This window comes from Bacillus sp. V5-8f (assembly GCF_002863565.1).
Taxonomy (GTDB): Bacteria; Bacillota; Bacilli; order Bacillales; family DSM-1321; genus Peribacillus.
On sequence record NZ_PGUW01000005.1, the window covers coordinates 427626 to 446236 of the forward strand.

Annotated in this window: 20 protein-coding genes; 5 read left to right on the forward strand and 15 right to left on the reverse strand. The window is 41.0% G+C overall.

Annotated features, from left to right (window positions below):
* From CUU64_RS09690 to CUU64_RS09740, 10 genes are all read right to left on the reverse strand, one after another.
* Window positions 1-1191, reverse strand: coding sequence for a levoglucosan dehydrogenase (locus CUU64_RS09690; protein WP_101633402.1), 1191 nt, complete (start codon window positions 1189-1191; stop codon window positions 1-3).
* A gap of 43 nt (window positions 1192-1234) precedes the next feature.
* Window positions 1235-2410, reverse strand: coding sequence for a substrate-binding domain-containing protein (locus tag CUU64_RS09695; RefSeq protein ID WP_101633403.1), 1176 nt, complete (start codon window positions 2408-2410; stop codon window positions 1235-1237).
* Between the two features lie 40 nt (window positions 2411-2450).
* On the reverse strand, window positions 2451-3257 hold the full coding sequence (locus tag CUU64_RS09700; RefSeq protein WP_101633404.1) for a sugar phosphate isomerase/epimerase family protein: 807 nt from the start codon (window positions 3255-3257) through the stop codon (window positions 2451-2453).
* A 137-nt stretch (window positions 3258-3394) separates the two neighbouring features.
* The gene (locus CUU64_RS09705; protein WP_101633405.1) at window positions 3395-4390 is read right to left on the reverse strand and encodes a LacI family DNA-binding transcriptional regulator; all 996 of its coding nucleotides are present in this window, start codon (window positions 4388-4390) and stop codon (window positions 3395-3397) included.
* A gap of 555 nt (window positions 4391-4945) precedes the next feature.
* Window positions 4946-5371 (reverse strand): OsmC family protein, encoded by a 426-nt coding sequence (locus tag CUU64_RS09715; protein ID WP_180954531.1) that lies wholly within the window; start codon window positions 5369-5371, stop codon window positions 4946-4948.
* Window positions 5372-5519: 148 nt separating this feature from the next.
* Complete coding sequence (locus tag CUU64_RS09720) at window positions 5520-5960, reverse strand: OsmC family protein (protein ID WP_101633407.1); 441 nt, start codon at window positions 5958-5960, stop codon at window positions 5520-5522.
* Window positions 5961-6050: 90 nt separating this feature from the next.
* Window positions 6051-7172 (reverse strand): NADH-dependent flavin oxidoreductase, encoded by a 1122-nt coding sequence (locus CUU64_RS09725; protein ID WP_101633408.1) that lies wholly within the window; start codon window positions 7170-7172, stop codon window positions 6051-6053.
* A 60-nt stretch (window positions 7173-7232) separates the two neighbouring features.
* Window positions 7233-7526 carry a putative quinol monooxygenase gene (locus CUU64_RS09730; RefSeq protein ID WP_101633409.1) on the reverse strand — a complete coding sequence of 98 codons (294 nt, stop codon included), beginning with the start codon at window positions 7524-7526 and terminating at the stop codon, window positions 7233-7235.
* 141 nt (window positions 7527-7667) lie between these two features.
* On the reverse strand, window positions 7668-8066 hold the full coding sequence (locus tag CUU64_RS09735; protein WP_101633410.1) for an IDEAL domain-containing protein: 399 nt from the start codon (window positions 8064-8066) through the stop codon (window positions 7668-7670).
* Between the two features lie 61 nt (window positions 8067-8127).
* Window positions 8128-8547, reverse strand: a complete 420-nt coding sequence (locus CUU64_RS09740) for an RrF2 family transcriptional regulator (protein WP_101633411.1) — start codon at window positions 8545-8547, stop codon at window positions 8128-8130.
* A 209-nt stretch (window positions 8548-8756) separates the two neighbouring features.
* Between CUU64_RS09740 and CUU64_RS09745 the strand changes: the two genes are divergently transcribed.
* Complete coding sequence (locus CUU64_RS09745) at window positions 8757-9998, forward strand: ATP-binding protein (RefSeq protein WP_101633412.1); 1242 nt, start codon at window positions 8757-8759, stop codon at window positions 9996-9998.
* A 4-nt stretch (window positions 9999-10002) separates the two neighbouring features.
* Here CUU64_RS09745 and CUU64_RS09750 read toward each other — a convergent pair whose 3' ends face one another.
* The gene (locus tag CUU64_RS09750) at window positions 10003-11055 is read right to left on the reverse strand and encodes an AbrB family transcriptional regulator (RefSeq protein WP_101633413.1); all 1053 of its coding nucleotides are present in this window, start codon (window positions 11053-11055) and stop codon (window positions 10003-10005) included.
* Between the two features lie 261 nt (window positions 11056-11316).
* On the opposite strand from CUU64_RS09750, the gene CUU64_RS09755 reads away from it, so the two are divergent.
* The 4 genes from CUU64_RS09755 to CUU64_RS09765 are packed head-to-tail and all read left to right on the forward strand — an operon-like array spanning window position 11317 to window position 12704.
* The gene (locus tag CUU64_RS09755) at window positions 11317-11679 is read left to right on the forward strand and encodes a CidA/LrgA family protein (protein ID WP_101633414.1); all 363 of its coding nucleotides are present in this window, start codon (window positions 11317-11319) and stop codon (window positions 11677-11679) included.
* Complete coding sequence (locus CUU64_RS09760) at window positions 11676-12365, forward strand: LrgB family protein (protein ID WP_101633415.1); 690 nt, start codon at window positions 11676-11678, stop codon at window positions 12363-12365. Before CUU64_RS09755 ends, CUU64_RS09760 begins: the two co-directional genes overlap by 4 nt.
* Window positions 12366-12392: 27 nt before the next feature.
* Complete coding sequence (locus CUU64_RS21945; protein WP_180954532.1) at window positions 12393-12551, forward strand: hypothetical protein; 159 nt, start codon at window positions 12393-12395, stop codon at window positions 12549-12551.
* Entirely contained in the window at window positions 12552-12704 is a 153-nt protein-coding gene (locus tag CUU64_RS09765; protein ID WP_101633416.1) for a Fur-regulated basic protein FbpA, read from the forward strand. It begins immediately after the preceding gene.
* A 132-nt stretch (window positions 12705-12836) separates the two neighbouring features.
* Here the strand turns inward: CUU64_RS09765 and CUU64_RS09770 are convergent, their stop codons facing one another.
* The 4 genes from CUU64_RS09770 to CUU64_RS09785 all read right to left on the reverse strand — a co-directional run bounded on the left by CUU64_RS09770 (window position 12837) and on the right by CUU64_RS09785 (window position 18406).
* Window positions 12837-14384, reverse strand: a complete 1548-nt coding sequence (locus CUU64_RS09770; protein ID WP_101633417.1) for an HD-GYP domain-containing protein — start codon at window positions 14382-14384, stop codon at window positions 12837-12839.
* A gap of 261 nt (window positions 14385-14645) precedes the next feature.
* Window positions 14646-14936, reverse strand: a complete 291-nt coding sequence (locus CUU64_RS09775) for a Dabb family protein (RefSeq protein ID WP_101633418.1) — start codon at window positions 14934-14936, stop codon at window positions 14646-14648.
* A 599-nt stretch (window positions 14937-15535) separates the two neighbouring features.
* Window positions 15536-16231, reverse strand: coding sequence for a DUF421 domain-containing protein (locus CUU64_RS09780; protein ID WP_180954533.1), 696 nt, complete (start codon window positions 16229-16231; stop codon window positions 15536-15538).
* Window positions 16232-16621: 390 nt separating this feature from the next.
* Window positions 16622-18406, reverse strand: a complete 1785-nt coding sequence (locus CUU64_RS09785) for an L-lactate permease (protein ID WP_101633420.1) — start codon at window positions 18404-18406, stop codon at window positions 16622-16624.
* Between the last annotated feature and the right edge of the window lie 205 nt (window positions 18407-18611).

The window sequence follows — 18611 nt, forward strand, 5'->3', positions numbered from 1 at the left end:
TCACTGTCCTACTTTTACTGCAGAATTATTAATGTTTACCCATTCACCTTTTTCAGCTGATTCAAGGATTGCGTCTGCAATTAGTTCGATTCGGTATCCATCGTTAAAGTTAGGAGAAACCTGTGTATTCTCAACAATCGCTTTAAAGAAGTCATGGGTTTCAATGATCTTTGTTTCCCCATAGCCGATACCCAGCGCTGGAATTGGCCATAGCGCTTCACCATAAGGTGTAGCCGGTCCTGTATAGACGGTTCTGAAACCTTTTGCATCACTTGGATCGTCCGCGAAGGAAACTTGAAGCTCATCACGGTTCTCGTAGTTAAAGAATAAGGAACCTTTCGTGCCATGAATTTCAAAAGTCAGGAAGTTATTGCGGCCCCATGCATTACGGGTTGCTTCAATGCTTCCAATAGCACCGTTTTCAAATTTAACCAATGTAATGAATTCATCATCAACATCTACTTTTCCTTTTGGTACATCCTCATCACTGCTTTTTACAGTTCCCAGCTTGTCAACGCCACCAGTTTGAATTGGTCTTTCCGGAATCCAAGTTCTTGTAACTGCGTTTACATCTGAAATTTCACCCACAAGATAACGTGCAAAGTCTACAACATGTGTACCGATATCCCCAAGAGCACCTGAACCAGCAATTTTCTTTTGGAAGCGCCAAGAAAGCGGTGAATTCGGATCTGCAGACCAGTCCTGAAGATATGTTCCACGGAAGTTAAGAATTTGTCCAATTCTTCCTTCTTCAATGTATTTTTTTGCAAGAGCTACTGCAGGTGTTCTTCTATAGTTGAAGGCAACCGCATGTTTAACGCCTGCAGCTTGAACCGCCTCAAGCATCTCTTTCGCTTCTTCTGCACCCAACGCCAATGGCTTTTCGGAAATAACGTGCTTCCCTGCTTTTGCGGCCGCAATTGCAATTTCCGCATGCGTATTGTTTGGTGTAACGATATCAATAACATCGATTTCTGGATCGTTAACAACAGCTCTCCAATCAGTAGAATAGTTGTCAAAACCCAATTTTGCAGCAGCGTCTTTTGCCAGCTCCTCTGTTACATCCACTACTGTGTGGCGGTGCGGAATCGCTGGTGCGGGCCAGAAAAACATTGGCATTGCTGCATATGCAAGAGCATGAGCTTTCCCCATAAATCCTCCGCCAATCATACCTACGTTTAGCTTTTTCATATGAAATGTCCTCCTACAATTAGATTATTAGTTTTTGAATTTACTAATTTATTGCTTTTTGAATGGTATCAGGCGCATCCTGCCTGTACACCAGCTGCCACGATTTCAGAACATTGTCCTTTGTAACACTTAACGATGGCACAGCTACATACTCTGGAGCTTGTTTGCCTACTAAAGCGTATCCAGCTAAGATGGCTTCTGAAACACCCTGATCATAAGGCAATTGTGCACCAAGGCCCTTCACGACGCCGCCAATCGCAGTCTCTAATGCCACATTTGTTCCTAAATCTATGGTTGTGATAACCAAATCTTCCCTGTCAAAAATCCTTGCTGCAGCCAACACACCCTCCGCCGGTACATCCCATACTGAGAAGATTCCGTCTAAATCCGGGTTCCTTGTAAGCATGCCGGAAGCTACCAGTTCAGTTTTGTTAGGATCGGTGATTCCACCACGGGCAACAATTTTGATATGTGGATATTTTTCTTTGATTCTTTTTTCAAACGCTTCTGTCCGCTGTTTCGTTACGAAGAAATCAGCTGCATGAAAGATAACGCCTACCTTTCCTTTTTCACCCAGCTTTTTGGCCATGATATCCGCTGCTGCGACCCCGTTCCCATAATTGTCAGCCGAGACAACGCTTATATAATCCTTGCCAGCTTTCAAACCAGAAGGCGGGTTATCCATAAATACCAGCTTGATTCCTTTCTTTGCAGCCCGTTTGTACGCATCTGCAGTCGAAACAGGGTCTACTGGAATGCTTACGATTATATCAGGGGACTTAGCCATAACAGTTTCTATATCCGAAACCTGCTTTTCAACCTTGAATTGGGCATCTGTCACAGCTATTACTTTTATCCCCATCGTTTTAAATGTTGCTTTCAAACCATTGATTTGTGCGTTGGACCAGTCATTCCCGGCATAATGCATGACAATTGCGGCTGTATATTTTCCTGCTTTGATCTTTTTAAGATCTTCCTTAGTAAGTTTCAAAGTTTTGGCAGATACAGCTTCTTCTCCATTTGGACCTTTACTTTGAATTTTTTGTCCGTCAGGAATCTCCGGGTTAATCGTAATGGAACCGGAGCTGTCCGTTTTTTGTACAGTAACTGGGCTTGTCTTGCTATTATCCGCCTCGGAGCCCTGGTCTTGTACACATCCCGAAAGCATTAAACCACTAGCGAGAAGAGCAATTGATGTCATTGATATCAGCTTTTTCATTTTAAGCCCCTCTTATTTCTGTAATAAATTCAACCTGTAATTATTCGAATTGTGACAGGTATTTGCGGCTGATCTCAGCACCCTTTTTCGGATTTTCGTAGCTGTCTAATTCTACGGTGATCCAGCCATCAAAGCCTGATTCATTTAAGATTTGGATCATTTCATCAAACTTTTGATGCCCAGCTCCCAAAGGAAGGAACTCACCGTCTTGATAGTCTTTTAGATGAACATATTTGATTCGGTCAATGTATTTTCTAATTACTTCTACTGGATCTCCGCCGCCAGCCTCAATATGTGCAGTATCAGGCACTAGATTAATAGATGTTAGTGGCATTAATTGATCCAGCTGTTCAGGTGATTCAACATTCGTCCCTAAATGAGGGTGGTAACTTGGAATTAAATTGTATTTTTCAGCGATCTTAACTACCTCGTTTAAAGCGTCGCCCAAATCCTTGTAATCGCTTTCTAATATGCCATTGGCACGGACTGCTCCTCCACCGACAACAAGATGCTGTGCCCCAAGTTCAGAGGCCAGAGCAGCTACCTCTTCTATTTTTATAAGCTCTTCTTTTAGGATATCAGGGAAAATAAAGTTTCCTCCTGTATATACTCCAATGAATTCAAGAGAGGTTTCTTCCAACAGAGCCTTAAATTCGTCTTTTTTCTCTTTATATTGCATTAAATTCCCATCAAATATTTCAAAGCCTTTGTAACCGGCTGCACTTATGTCCCGTAATGCTTCTTCCGTTGAACCGTTAGCAAGGTAGTATAGATCTTTCACCGAAGTAACGCCAGCTGGGTGTCCGACTACTCCTCCCCAAGTATTGGTTTGGTATCCTAATTTCATCTTGCATTCCCTCCATTATAAGTATCAGAGTGTTTGAAATTGGTAGATGTGTAAATTCCACTTGCGGAACTCCCTCACCTCCCTAACGATCACTTTAATTGTAATCGATTACAAAATACTTATTAAAAATAGTAAAGTCAAACACTTTTACTCGAATCTCTAACAATCAACTTATCTTCCAAAATGTATTGATTTTTATCAAGCTCATCCTTGTTGATTAATTTAATTAATAATTGGATCGCTTTTTTTCCAATTTCATAGGATGGCTGGGCGATCGTTGTTAATGAAGGCTCAAAAATGGACGCAAATTTTATGTCATCGAAGCCAACAACTGATATATCTTTTGGAACACCCAAGCCTTTTGATTTAACGGCTTTTATTGCTCCAATTGCCATTTCATCGTTAGCTGCGAAAATAGCAGTTGGCGGAACATTCAGCGCCAGGAGTTTTTGCATGACATTATAACCGCTTTCAAAAGTAAAATCGCCTTCCTGCACTAAAAGTGAATCCATTGGAATGCCATGCTGGGCCATTGCCTGTTGAAACCCTTTCAGCCGGTCCCTTCCCAATACACTGTCAAATGGGCCGGTGATCGTGGCAATCCGTTTATGCCCTAGTGAAATCAAATGTTCGGTTGCTTTTCTTGCACTGCTGACATTGTCTATCGAAACTGTGGGGATTGTTGTTCCTTCCGTATATTCACATGCAATGACAACGGGATATTGTTTCGCTACATCCTCCACAACTTCTCCATCAACTCTGGCTGTCAGCAAGATCATTCCATCTGCTTTTTTCTGGCGCAATATATTTAAGTATCCGCTTTCACGTTCAGCGTCATTAAGAGTATCTCCCAGTAAAACTTGGTAACCACTGTCGATAGCGACGGATTCTATTCCGCGAAGCACCTTGGAGAAAAAAGTATTGGTTATGTCAGGAACAACCACGAGAATCGTTTTTGTTTCCAATCTTCTAAGCTGTCTAGCCAGAATATTAGGTTGATAGTTCAATGATTCAATCGCTTTTAACACTCTTTCGGTGGTATCTTTTTTCACGTTCCCCGATTTGCTAAGGACCCTAGAAACAGTGGCGGTGGAAACGTTTGCCTTTCTAGCGACATCAACTATCCTTACCATATTATATTCCTTTCGAATTTCAGCTTGTGTTCTAAGTAATTGTGACTATCTTTGAACTTATTGTAATCGATTACATTTTTAATTGCAATAATTTTTTGGACTTTTATTTAAGTTATTTTTATACGGCAATCACTTTCATTTAGTTCATTGGTAACATTTTGATATGACCATGAAGGCTATCTATATTACCTTCACATCCTGCCGATATACTACGAAAATGCTGTATAACCGCAATTGTGAATATTTGAGGATATTACGAAAAGATATGGGCAGCCATGAAAGAGACACTTGAAGATTTGTTGACTATTGGTTTTATTGAAGCTCAAAGACTATACTTAAAAAGTAAAATTGTAAAAACAAACACGATGATGGAAGATTTGTTATGTAAAAACCGCTCAAATCATAGGAGGAGAACTGAAAAAAGGGATTTTGTATCGAACAATTGGAATAGGGACACACGGCGTTTAGAAGCTTTCCTGAAAATACACATACATGCTCCTAATCAACAATCCATTATTAAAAGTGGGGATGGCATGGCCCTCCCCTTTTTACTCCTTAGATTTCTTTCTCTCCTTTTACTCCATTAAGGGAGTAACTCACTGATACTTGAGCATTCAAGGACTGTGAAACCGAACAATATTTGTCTTTTGATAACTGAATTGCCCTGATGACTTTATCTTCAGGCAGTTCCCCTTCCAGTGCATAATGAATATGAACATCCGTAAACCTTCTTGGATGGTCTTCTGCCCTGGATCCTTCTACTTCCATTTGAAAGGAGACAGGGTTCAAACGCATTTTTTTCAAAATAAGAATAATATCAATTCCTGTACATCCAGCGACTGCATTCAATAGCAATTCGGTAGGTCTTGCGCCGCTGTTTTTACCCCCTGATTCTTCCGCTGCATCCATTGTGATCTCATGCCCTGAAGGTGTAGTACCGGAAAAAGCCATGTCACCAGTCCATTTTACTGTTGTTTTCAAACTGATCACTCCTTCTCATTCAACTTACATTAATATTAACTGGCTTTACATGTAACATTCTAGGATTTATTATCCATCTTTTCAAAACAAGCACAAAAAGAAAGGAGCAGACTCACGATGAACATCATCGAGTGCCTGCCCCTATTTCTCAAGCTTTTGTCCAATTTGTTTCCATTGGTATGCCTGCTGCCGCAAGAGTAGCATAGATTGGGCAACGGGAATCGGTGACCCTTTGCAGTTCATCAATGCGTTCCTGCGATTCATTCGTTTTCACTTTTGCTGCGATCGTTACGCTTTGAAAGTAGGGCTTAACATTAGGATCGCCCATAAAACCTCTGCGGTCCAATACAGCCTTAATATCAAATTCAATTCCTTGTAGATCAAACTGCATTTCCCTGGCCACAACGTTAGCGACGATATTCTCACACCCTGAAAGTGCACTTAGTAATGTCTGCAGGGGATTAGGGCCTGAATCCTGGCCTCCCATTACCGGCGGTTCATCTATGGTAAGTGTGTGATTACCCGCTTTTGCAATGGTTTGCAGCCCCTTTGAAGATCCCGTAACATGAAAATTTATGATATTTTCCATCCTCGTATACCTCCTGATTTGGGCAGTTTCAACATCAGTTTCATTGTGTGCCTTTTCAGCCGGAATATTCCGGTTTACGAAAAAGTCGTTTTAAACCCCAGGGAACCATCCAGGTGTATTAATGATCGCTTGCCACAGCGGATCTGGGATGACGAGCTCTTTTTGGGCATTTTTGTCGATCTTTGTTACGATTTCAGATTCTCGTCCTTGTTGTACCTTCTGTACCCAATCCGGATCCATGATAAGTACACGGCCCAATGCTAAAAGGGGCACTCCGGTTTCGAGGGCTTTTAAAGCCTCATCTGCTGTATGAATGGAGCCTACTCCTATTACAGGTACCCGCTGTCCTGCCTTTTCCATAATTAATTCGATGCGAGGGCGATTATCCTCAACACCCCGTCTTGGTTCAGACCAGAAATCTTGCAAGGAAACGTGCAGATAATCCAAGTCTTTGGCTGCCAGCGCATCAACAAACGCCAATGTATCTGCCATTGTAATTCCCGGTGTTTCAGGCTCCTCCGGTGAGAATCGGTATCCAACGATGAATGGTTCTTTTGCATACTCAGATACTGCCTTCTTCACTTCATCAATAACAGCTATTGGGAAGTTCATACGCTTTTCTAGGCTGCCGCCCCACTTGTCTTCGCGGCGATTGGAGTGCGGCGAGAAGAACTGTTGAATTAGGTAGCCGTTCGCACCATGGATCTCAACACCGTCATAGCCTGCTTCAATGGCACGGCGTGTAGCTTCACCAAAATCACGGATAATTGATTCAACTTCCGCTTCGGACAGGGCCCGGGGAACCGGCTGCCCTTCCCCTTCTGGTGCAACAGCGCTGGCACTGACAGTTTCACCATTTGGCACTAACTCTGGCGGGCACATACGTCCGCCGTGGAAGATTTGCAAGACCGCTTTTGCACCTTGCTCTTTAATAGCAGTGGCTAACTGACGTAAGCTTGGAATCAATTCGTCCCTGTCAGCACCGAATTCGCCATGGAACCCTTTACCGTTTTCAGTTACATATGTACAGGCTGTAATAACCATTCCCACTCCCTTGGAACGGCGTATATAGTAGTTTACTTCCTCATTCGTGACCGTACCATCAGGATTTGAAGAGAAATTCGTCATCGGTGCCATAACAACGCGATTCTTCAATTGAATGCCGTTACGCAAAGCAAAATTTTCAAATAAAGGTGCATACTTATTATTCATTATGTAATCCCTCCAGATTATAAAGTGCAAAATTCACCTTATCAAAAATACCAACAAAGGTTAAATTTTTTCAGTTGCCCGGTACTTTTCTACTTGTATTGGTTCAAGCAAGAATTGATCCAAATCTTTGACAAAAGATTTAAAGTGCTCTGTTTGTTCATGTTGTTCAATCGCTTGGTCATCCTTCCAGACCTCTAAAAAAACAAAGGAATTATCATGGGCAGTATCCTCAAATAATTGATAGCTAATATTCCCCGCCTCTTCCTTGGAGTGAGAAATCACTTGTTTTGAATGTTCCAGAAAAGCTTCACGCTTATTTGGTTCGACCTTCAAATGGGCATGAATGATGATCATGTTTCTTCCTCTCTCCTTTCATAAAGAATTCAATATATCTTTCCCTTTGAAATGGGATGAAAACCCTCAAATAGTATCCCAATGAGGATAGCCCTTAAAAGGATACGTTAAGGAGGATTTACATTTCATTAGTTCTTGCAACTATTGATGCTCAGCATCAAATCTTTCCACTTTTTTCTTATCAATAGCATTTACAATATTGACAGTGGCTTGTTTCTTGGGTGCGTTCCTAATTTCATTTAACTTCGCCGTCAATTGTAAAAACCACGGTTCATCCTTTGTTAACAGGGCAAGGTCAATTAAATCAAGCATCTGTTGCTCATTGACTTTTTGTGAAACGGAAAGCTTCTGAATGGATTTGCTTGCAAGGCTAATTGACTTTCCAACGATGGTTTCGTTATCGCTTTCTATCACAAATACTTTTACTAATCCCTGTAAAGAATCTACAGATACAATATATCCAGTGACCAATTCTCCTTCTCTAGATCTCCCCATGACCCAGTCACTTGTTTCAAATTGATTTTTTCCGTTCATTGCCATTCCTATTCACCATCCCTTGAAATTGTTATTAAAAAAGTTACAGTTTATATAAAAATAATAATTACTGAGTTTGTCTAAGTTTTTCTAAAACAGAGTTTAACGTAATTTGGTCCAGGTATTTCTCCAGATGATTTTCAGCATCATGGAAAATTTGGTCCATGACTGCCTGAGTCCCTGATGAAACCGGACAATCTTCCTCAGGGTTTCCTGTACACCAGTTAGGTTTCAGGGACCCGCAAGATACCGAACGAAACACTTCTCCCAGAGTAGCTGCCTCCGGATCACAGTCTAGGATGTATCCTCCTCCTATACCCTCTTTGGTCTTCACTAACCCATTTTTGCGCAGGCATCCCATTATTTTGCGGATTCTTGCCGGGTTCGTTGAAACGTTCTTTGCGATTGTTTCACTGCTTGCCATATGATCGGGTAAATAGGCTAATAATATTAAACTGTGAACAGCAATTGTAAACTCACTATTCACCAGAGCGCCCTCCTTTTTTAGAAGATTACTGTAATTTTATAATGTACAGTTTAATAAAGCAACAAAAGTGCTCAAAATAGGGGTCAGACCCCCAGCGCGGTGCCGCGTTAAAGCACTGGGGGTCTGACCCCTTAAATAAAAATATTACATGCAGTTTTTGCCGTTATCATATAAAATTATTGAAAACAAGTATTCGCGGCGGTGAAACTATGGAAATGACCAAGCAGCTGTTACTAAATCTTTCTCTCCTATTAATGTTCCTGTTCTTTTTTCAAATCCATTTAGATCGTAAAGATATTAGTGAGTTACCCCGTCGCCTTGCCATGTATTATTTTATGTTTTCCATATTACTTTGTATTTTTCTTACAAATAAGGTATTTGAAAATTTATACTTTGACTTGCGCCAGGTTCCTTTGATTGTTGGTACACTTTATCTTGGTACAGGCTGGCAGCTATTGGCCGTCATTATATTCGCTAGGGGCCTATTGGGAATTGATTTAGGCTTCTGGATTTCAGCAGCCGTTTTCACTTTATTTACCCTGTTCTCGTATTGGGGCCACCCTTTTTTCTTAAAACAGAAAACGCGTCATCGGCTGCTTATCTCAGCCTTGTACTCAATGGGGCTATCCTTAGTAATTATAGAAGCTACCAGCGTTTTCTTTGGCATCTATCATAGTATTGCGACATGGATAGGATTTCTGTTCATTCCTGCCATTTGCACACTGATTATGGCGCACACAATTGAAACCATAAACCGGAACTTATATCTTCGGCAACAAATTGAGAAATCAAAGAAAATGGAAGCCGTAACGCATATGGCAGCAGCCATTTCCCATGAAATACGCAATCCCCTGACATCTGCAAAAGGGTTTGTTCAACTTGTGTTAGAAGATGAAAAGCTTGGGCAATTCCAAAAAGAGTACCTTTCCATTGCCCTGCAGGAATTGAACCAGGCAGAAACCGTTATCCAGGATTATTTAACCTTTTCAAAGCCTTCCATCATTTCAGTAGAAGAAATTAATGTGAGCGAAGAATTAAGGAAAACATTAAAAGTATTGATGCCGCTGTCCAATCTAAATTCAGTCCACATAAAGACCAATTTGTCAGTGTCAGGAGAAATACAGGGCGATCGGCATAAGTTTCATCAATGCTTCTTCAATATCATTAAAAATTCCCTTGAGGCAATGCCTTCCGGCGGACAACTATCCGTAGAGACCATGAATAAAGGAACAAATCTAGAGATTAAAATCTCAGATACAGGGGTTGGAATGTCAAAAGAGCAATTGAATCGCCTTGGTGAGCCCTATTATTCTACGAAGGAAGGAAAAGGCACCGGCCTTGGGATGATGGTTGTCTACAGTATTATTAGGGCCATGAATGGAACTATTTCCGTCAAGAGCGAAATGAACAAGGGGACGACGTTTTTGATTTCCTTTCCCCGAAAACTATAACGTATTACGTTTGCAGCTTCGACCGTTTTTTGTTAAAAAACCACTTTAAAATGCTAGGCACAAAAAGAATGATAAATAACAGCCTGATAAATTGCAGTGAACTGACAACCGCTGGGTCTGCACCTATGACGTTTGCCGTGAGGACCATTTCGACCAGTCCCCCGGGAGCAAAGCTTAGTATGGCCGTTGATAGCGAGAGCGGGGTCAGCACTGCAAATAAATACCCCATTCCAAAAGATAGAAGGATCAGCAGGATTGTTAACCCGAAATAGATTCCACTGTATTTTCCCCCAAGTTTTAAATCATCCACCGTAATTTTGGTTCCCATGTTTGCCCCTACGGTTAACTGGGCCGCAACTACAACCCATGAGGGAAAAATCGCTAAGTCCACGCCACTAATACCAAGGATAGCGGTTGTAAATAATGGCGCCACAACAAAAGCGGCCGGAAGTTTATACCGCAGCATCCACGCCAAAACAATTCCAGGAATATAGAAGGCATACCTCCACACATCTGTACTTCCTTGCCTCCCAACCGTTTGTACCATATCGGCACTATTAGAAACAAAGAGATGTATCACAATGAATGGCACTAAAAAGACGACTGTCAATAACCGTATCGTTTGAAACACAACCACCATGGAGGTATTGGCCTTTAGCGACTCGCCGGCTGCAACCATCTCAGACAAACCGCCAGGAATAGAGCCTAAAACACTTGTCACAGGGTCCACTTTAATATATTTAGTCACAAATATACTGTTGATTACACTTAATGTTATCAATAGCAGCGTAAGCAATAAAAAAGGAATGATAAACGGAGTTACAGTAGTAAAAGTCGCTTTTGTAAACGATTGGCCAAAATAGATGCCCAGTAAGCATAACCCCGCATTCGTTAGTATACTATTTGAAACCAAACTCCTTTTTGTTGCCGTTTTCCAAAGGATCATCACTGACATAGGGCCAAGAATCCAGGGCAGCGGCCAATGAAGAAGATAAAACAAATACCCTCCAACAAAAGCAATTAAGTACGATTCTATCAGTTGTCCCATAATTTTCATGAATTAAACCTCTATCCGAACGAAAATGGAGTTGGATCTTCATCCTTTTTCTTTCTATTATAAATCACTTCCCCATCACCAACCAGCAATTAGCGGTAGGGACTTTTCTCTTACTATCCATTTTCTGATCTCAAGGTAAGATTTTCTTACAAGATCCCTTTGCAAGCTAAAAACCATGGAAGATATTCTTACAATTTTGCTGAAGTCTTTTGAAAACTGTTTTATTCTAAAAAAAATAAAACAGGGAGGGAGCAAATAAAGGTGCCATGGATTTTTCAGCTGTGTATCATTACAATTTTTCTACTGTTTGGCAAATTTTTCGGCACATTGTTTCACCTTCCAATACCAGGAAGTGTAATTGGCATGATTTTGCTGCTCGGGTCATTAATTACCGGTTTGATGAAGCTGGAATGGATTGAAAAAGCTGCAGCTTTTCAAATCAAACATCTGACTTTGCTATTTGTGCCACTGGTTATCGGTTTGTTCTTATCCCCAAACCTCCTGCCCCTTTTAGATTGGACTTTTATCATGGTATTAATCGTCAGCAGCTTATGCTGCCTGCTGGGGACTGCCTTTTCTGTAGAATGGTTTGAAAAACACAAAAAGAGGAGGAGCCAAAGATGAATTCCTTACCAGGTAGCCTTGTCTTTTGTATCGGGACGACCATAATATGCTATATGTTCAGCCTGAAACTTTTTCGCAAGTTTAAAAAAAATTGGCTGAATCCCTTATATACGTCCACTATTTTTATTCTTGCGATTCTGCTTTTTTTCCATATCCCTTTTAAGACATACCAACAGGGAAGCTTCGTTTTTGAACAGCTTTTACAATTATCCGTCGTGGCTTTTGCTGTTCCTCTATATAAGCAATGGCCTTTCATGATCAAGAATTTCAAGAAAATATTCACGGGAGTTCTTGCCGGCACGGTGTTTGGCATCATATCTGTATTCCTTATGTCCCAATTATTTCACTTTAACAATGAAGTGCTAGCTTCCTTGATCCCCCGCTCTGTCACCTTGCCAATTGCTTTATCCGTTTCAAATGGCCTTGGTGGCGTTTCAACTGTCACAGTATTCTTTGTCCTATTTTCCGGTCTCTTTTCTGTAATATGCGGACCCCATTTACTTAAGAAGGCTGGAATTACCAGTAAAGCCGCAAGAGGGCTAGCGATGGGAACCTCCGCCCAAATGCTAGGGGCCAACCGTTCACTCCTTTGGGGTGAAGAAGAAGGAGCTTTGGGATGCATCGCAATGACCACATCGGCACTATTTCTGTCCATAATGGTACCGATTCTCCTCGTTCTTATGTAAAAAAATAATCCGAAAGAAGGAATCATGATGAGGTTCGATACGAAAGAAATACAGTTAGCACAAAAAATTATCGAGCTAGACATCTTAAGGGACCAGCTGCTTGAAGAATTGATGGAAATGTCTGGCTCCCATACCCATGAACTTATTAGAATCATACAAAATAATGGAATAAAAGGAGTGTCTTGAATGTCAACTCAACTCCGTACTGCCATTACAGAACTAAAACAATACTATATTGATAAACTGGTGCATGCTGGGGTTTTTAAACAATCGGACCGGCAGATCTATAGTTTTACGTTAACGGAGCTGGAAGGTTTGTGCCGGAAAATCCAGCAGTAATACAATAAATACATGTCCATTATCTCTTCCCGCTTCCCTTATCTTGACACCATGGTAAATAATCAACGTTAAAAAAACATCCGAACAGTTGGCATTCGGATGTTTCTATTATGATTTCACCAACGGAATCGATTAAGAAACCTTCGTACTCCCAGAATCCAAATTTCCCGATCGGAAATTTCGAATAAACAACGCTGTAAGCTCAGCATCCCACTGGCTGCCTCGCCCCTCTTCTAATATTTGCAGTGCTTTTTCCACTTCCATACCTTTTCGGTAAGGTCGATCGGAAGTCATGGCGTCGAATGCATCGGCGATAGCGAGAATCCTGCCCTCAAGCGGGATGCTTTCCCCCTTCAGACCGTCAGGATAACCGCGGCCGTCAATACGTTCATGGTGCGAACGAACTCCTGGCAAGAGCGGCGCCATTGATTCAGGAGGTTGAATCTCTTTTAGTATTTTTTCCCCAAGCACGGGATGTTGTTTAATTTGATCGAATTCTTCCTCTGACAGTTTGCCATCCTTTAAAAGCACACTATCCCGCACACCAATCTTTCCGATATCATGAAGCAACGCGGTTTTTTTCAGAATATCAAGCTTATGATCAGGGAGGCCGGCTAATCGGCCAATCTCCAAAGAAAAACGGGCTACACGTTCCGAATGTCCTGCAGTATATGGATCCCGGGCATCGAGTGCAGCGGCAAGTGTTGCAAAATAGCTCTGAACTAGCTGGTCATTCATTGTTTCCCTGGCTTTTAGCCCGCTCACCATATGATTAAATCCAGCGACCAGCCTTGAGAACTCATCCGAATAGATATCATGGGTCCGGACATTAAAGTCTCCCTTTTCTACTTCACCAAGATCATTATAAATGCTTTGAATAGGATGTTGCACTTCCCTCGATAACACCCACGCCCCCAAAGAGGAAAAAACAATACCAGCCAAAAGGATGATAGCAGTCCAATTCCAGTAACTTACCGAATTGGCAAGCAAATCATCACGAATATATCCTCCCAGACTGAAAAGAAAAAGAGGAAAGGTCCCAATTAAGAACGCACTAGCCTGGAACTTCCGCTGAATGGAAACAAGAACCTGCCCGTTTAGAGACAGTTCATGTCCATACAATTCTTTGGAAATCCCTCTAATATGCATTGCGACCGGCCGGATCGCCTGAGAAGTAAGAAAGAATTCAATAAAAGCATGCATACTAGCAACAACAGGTACCCCAAAAGCCGCCAGCATAATATAAGACATAGGGAGTGAAAGCAAGCCTTGTTGGACTCCTGTTGTCATTAGAATTGCTGCCGGTATCGATAGACCGAAAAGGTGGGGTCCGAAAATACGCTTTATCGCTAAAATAGGGAACCGATGGGTGTGTACATATACCGATCGTAGCGTTTCCAATGAAGGCCTGCTTTGCTGGAACAAGTTGCGGATTGGCCGAACATGCCTGCTAAATACGAATAACTCACAGATGACCATAATAACCAGAGAAATCACCAAGATAAAGAATAATCTAACCACTTCATCTACAGAAACTTTCAAAGCAAAAAAAATAAAAATGCTGCCCACCCCTAATACAGCCGCTGCCGAACCAATTAGATAGTCTCTGATCAGTTGGTTAATGAACTTTTTATATACTGATTGCAGAATACTCCCCACATCACTTTCTATCTTATTCATAAGATTAATGTTAGATTTTTAGCAATCCAAAATTAGATGGAATGTAATTCTATTTTACTAGTATTAACAACCCATTAACAGCGAAATAATGACAATTTTATACAAAAAAAAAGAGGCCTCCCCAAATAAAAAGCGCAGGCATCTCATAAACAAATATGGAAAAAAATCAAAACATAGATTCAATACATTTTCTATGATTACGAGAGAGCCCTGCAACTTCGGGAATGCCACTTCTTTTATTAAGGTTTGGTTCATATGATACTAGATTTCGATATCTGCCCCAATACTATCCACTCTTCCAACCTCTTGAATGAATGCAGCGACAGCCTTGTGTTCCTCATTTGATACATAGGCATCTAATGCCGCTTTGTCTTCAAATCTTACCACCAAAACTACCTGGTATTCCGTACTTTTCCCTACATTCAACCCTGCCTGCAGGTCTATAATCCCTGTTAGGTGATTTTTTAGTGCTTTAAATCTGGTAACGACTTCCTGTAGCTGCTCAGTTGTTGTCGTTTCAGCAAATTTAACAAGTACCGTACGATGAATCATTTATATGCCTCTTTTCTATAATTTTTTGCTTCCGTGCTAATTTTATCCAACTATCATGAACGATGCAATCCTTATTATCCTTCTCAACTGCCTCTGACAGAACTGGTCTACTAAATTTAATATGTAACCTGTAATCAGTCCTGTTGGAGATGAGTATGGATTATTCATCGTAGTCAATCTGGGCAGACAATGGTTCATGTCTGAAAAAAGTTCCGAGTTTTATCCTATTAAAGTAATCATTTCTGGCAATGAACGAAAAGCATTGCAGCATGAGGGGTATATAATCCAAGTGAAAGAATATAGCGAATAAGAATGTACCAATCAAGGACTATTTGTAATTTTGAATGCCAATCGACAAACGTTATGGAATCGATAAAAAAACGTTGATATAATATATGAGTGAATAAGACCATGATCAATCGGAAAATTACAAAAAGATGGCAGAAAAGTTGCAAAAATAGTTATGAGGTTTAACTGTTATACCGTGGGATGCATCGATCCGTGTTTCCTGTGTTGGCGCCACCATATGTTCGACTCATTTAGTACCATTTGTTTATACGAATTTGAAATAAAATAGCCAGCATATCTACAATGCTGACTCACTTGTTGTTAGATCCTTTACCGTTTCCCGCAAAACCATCGCCCTTGGCTTCATCATATGCTTCCTGAAATAAAGTACCAGTCTTAGGAGTTGATTGCTGCTTTGAACGGCTGTTGTTCTGAGCATGATTTTTTTGTCCTAGCTGTGTCAAAATCTGTTGTATGTCTTGTTGAAGGTTGTTTATAGCTTTTGTAAGCATCTGCACATCTTCTAGAGTAGCCCCTTTTTTAAGTGGTTTAAGCGTAGTAGAATAACGCCCGCTGCTCTCCAAAATACATAATTCAACATCCTCTAGGTTCGAAATGCCATTCTGTCGCATGGCGACTTCCACTTCATCCGCGGTAAGTCTTGCTCTTTTGATTTCTGTCATCATCAATTTACCGTCTTTTACAACTACTGATGGTGGGCCAATAATGAGATTTCTTGCACGAGGGTATTTCTGCATGATCCAAGTAAATAGTAGAATGCCAAGGATGAGTAAGGCACCACCGTACAATGCTCCCCATTCTTTTTTCATGGCGAGCGGCGTGATGATCACCGTCCCCACCGAAATGCGGAGAACCGTTTCTGCTACCGTCAATTCCATAAGAGACCTTTTGCCCGCAAGACGTAGAAATGCAATTCCCGCCGAAATAATCAATAGTGCCTTAAGGGGGTAAGGTAAAGATGGTAAATTGTTTAACCATTCCGTCATACATGTCATTCCTTTATTGTAAGTTTTTTGATTATGTAAAAGATATAAGAAAAAGAACATTACGTTTAGAGACTTCAAAGAACGCTACTCAAATCTTCCATCATGCTCAGCACATTCCTTTGAATCGCCTTCAGACTGCCGTAATGCTTTTAAGAACTAAATTGGCAGAAATTTTTAATAACGATAAAAAAAAACCTGCTTGGGCATATAGGTACCCTGCCCGTGATAGGAAACATATACGAAATATTGTTGCCTAACAATATGCAAATATGTGGCTATTGAAACTTCATTTTTTTGTACAAATATTAGGAAGTTACAGGCAGAAAGAAACCCCTTACATTTTTAGTAAGGGGTTAACAATTTATCTAACTATATTAAAACTCTGACAAATTACTTTGCTGATTTTATCGGCGTTGTAGCAGGTAAAAGTAAATTTGCGCGTTTATGATTCGTTGCAATAATATATACCGCTGCTATAGCAATACCAAGAGCTACGAAAGATCCAATATTAAAGATCCCTTTTTGAGAGTACCAGACAATAGAGTATCCCACTGAGCCTGCAAGCAAGGCATAATATGTGAACGGGAATAAAGTCTTTCTGATGACCGCACCCTCTTTACCAACAAGTCCAACAACAGCAGACGCAGCTACCACGTTATGCACGCATATCATATTTCCAGCCGCACCCCCGACAGCCTGAAGAGCAACGATCCAGGTCGCATCAACACCGATTTGTGATCCTACATTGTACTGGAATAATGCAAACATCATATTACTAACCGTATTACTTCCTGCAATAAAGGCCCCCAGACCGCCAATGAAAGTAGCAAAGAATGGCCAGAAATCGCCCGCTAAAGCTGCCGCTCCGTTTGCCAATTCGATTGGCATACTCTTAAAACCGGCTTCACCGCCTCCTGTGTTTGTAAACACTTGAACCATCGGTACGGTAAAAATAAGAGCTGTTGAAGCAGATAAAGCTGTTTTCCCAGATTGTCCCCATGCACTTTTATATGCACTTCCACTCATGCCATGGATGAAGAACGTAAGTATCGAAACCAGAATAAAAATGGTTCCCGGCAGATATAACGGTTGAAAACTTGAAGTGATTGTCGAGCCAAAGATATTCTCGAATTTAACTGTCCATGATTGCAGCCAGTCTATAATTGGAAGCGATTTCAATCTTGATAATACCAAGAAAACACCCACTAAAACATATGGTATCCACGCCCGGACCATGCTTATATTCCCACTCTTATGGCCAATATCCTGTATTTCCACCTTACCAGACCATTCAGGATCCCATTTGGATTTTTCTTCAAAATCCCAAGCTTCTTCTTTCGGCATGAGGAAACCTTTTTTAGCTGCAAACACTACGATAGCTAATCCTACCAAACCACCCACCATTGAAGGGAATTCCGGACCAAGCACATTTGCAACTATTACGTATGGAATCGTCATTGAGAATGCGGCGAAAAGTGCAAATTTCCAAACCTTGATCCCTTCTGTAAATGATTTGTTTTTACCGAAGAAACGAGTCATTAAGGCTACCACAAATAAAGGTACAAGAGTCCCTGATATCATATGCAGTATCGCAACTTTTCCAGCGATGTCCGTAACTAAACCTAATAAATTATTGGTAATGCTTGCGTCAGCTGAAAGGCCAGTTTGTACTCCAACAAGCATTGGCGTTCCAACAGCTCCAAAGGAAACAGGTGTACTTTGAATAACCATACCCGCTACAACCGCTGCCATGGCAGGGAAGCCTAAACCAACTAATAGCGGTACCGCTACAGCTGCAGGTGTTCCAAAACCAGAAGCTCCTTCAATGAATGATCCAAATAACCAAGCTATGATAATGACCTGAATACGGCGGTCTGAAGAAATATCCGTAAACCCTTGGCGTATCGTTCTAATTCCGCCACTTTCTTGAAGCGTATTCAACAGTAAAATGGCACCGAAAATAATGTATAAAAGCGTACCGGCTACCACAAGCCCATTGACGGAAGCAGCAGCTACTGTTGTCCCAGGCACCTTCCATACAAATAAGGCAAGCGCGAGAGCGACCAAATAAGATATTGGCATCGCCTTACTTGCAGGCCATCGGAGCCCTACAAGAAATATTGCAACTGCAAGAATCGGTAAAAGAGATAAAATAGCTAAAAATCCTGTACTCATAAACATATTCCCCCTTCACATATCATTAACTTACAATTAATTCTATTCCTTATTAATAGTCTTTTTATGATGAGCAGGTCATATGATGAGTAAATACAATTGATAGAAAAAAGACTAATTTTGGAGAGCCTTTTCAATAAGCTAAAAGAGCTCAAATTGAAGGAACAAACACCTAAAAAAGTTGTGATCATCATCCTCCTCTTTA

Excerpts from the sequence above, each read along its gene's own strand:
- CUU64_RS09690 (WP_101633402.1), bottom strand. The coding sequence starts at position 1,191 with ATGAAAAAGCTAAACGTAGGTATGATTGGCGGAGGATTTATGGGGAAA.
- CUU64_RS09695 (WP_101633403.1), bottom strand. The coding sequence starts at position 2,410 with ATGAAAAAGCTGATATCAATGACATCAATTGCTCTTCTCGCTAGTGGT.
- CUU64_RS09700 (WP_101633404.1), bottom strand. The coding sequence starts at position 3,257 with ATGAAATTAGGATACCAAACCAATACTTGGGGAGGAGTAGTCGGACAC.
- CUU64_RS09705 (WP_101633405.1), bottom strand. The coding sequence starts at position 4,390 with ATGGTAAGGATAGTTGATGTCGCTAGAAAGGCAAACGTTTCCACCGCC.
- CUU64_RS09720 (WP_101633407.1), bottom strand. The coding sequence starts at position 5,960 with ATGGAAAATATCATAAATTTTCATGTTACGGGATCTTCAAAGGGGCTG.
- CUU64_RS09725 (WP_101633408.1), bottom strand. The coding sequence starts at position 7,172 with ATGAATAATAAGTATGCACCTTTATTTGAAAATTTTGCTTTGCGTAAC.
- CUU64_RS09730 (WP_101633409.1), bottom strand. The coding sequence starts at position 7,526 with ATGATCATCATTCATGCCCATTTGAAGGTCGAACCAAATAAGCGTGAA.
- CUU64_RS09735 (WP_101633410.1), bottom strand. The coding sequence starts at position 8,066 with ATGGCAATGAACGGAAAAAATCAATTTGAAACAAGTGACTGGGTCATG.
- CUU64_RS09745 (WP_101633412.1), top strand. The coding sequence starts at position 8,757 with ATGGAAATGACCAAGCAGCTGTTACTAAATCTTTCTCTCCTATTAATG.
- CUU64_RS09750 (WP_101633413.1), bottom strand. The coding sequence starts at position 11,055 with ATGAAAATTATGGGACAACTGATAGAATCGTACTTAATTGCTTTTGTT.
- CUU64_RS09760 (WP_101633415.1), top strand. The coding sequence starts at position 11,676 with ATGAATTCCTTACCAGGTAGCCTTGTCTTTTGTATCGGGACGACCATA.
- CUU64_RS21945 (WP_180954532.1), top strand. The coding sequence starts at position 12,393 with ATGAGGTTCGATACGAAAGAAATACAGTTAGCACAAAAAATTATCGAG.
- CUU64_RS09765 (WP_101633416.1), top strand. The coding sequence starts at position 12,552 with ATGTCAACTCAACTCCGTACTGCCATTACAGAACTAAAACAATACTAT.
- CUU64_RS09770 (WP_101633417.1), bottom strand. The coding sequence starts at position 14,384 with ATGAATAAGATAGAAAGTGATGTGGGGAGTATTCTGCAATCAGTATAT.
- CUU64_RS09775 (WP_101633418.1), bottom strand. The coding sequence starts at position 14,936 with ATGATTCATCGTACGGTACTTGTTAAATTTGCTGAAACGACAACAACT.
- CUU64_RS09780 (WP_180954533.1), bottom strand. The coding sequence starts at position 16,231 with ATGACGGAATGGTTAAACAATTTACCATCTTTACCTTACCCCCTTAAG.
- CUU64_RS09785 (WP_101633420.1), bottom strand. The coding sequence starts at position 18,406 with ATGAGTACAGGATTTTTAGCTATTTTATCTCTTTTACCGATTCTTGCA.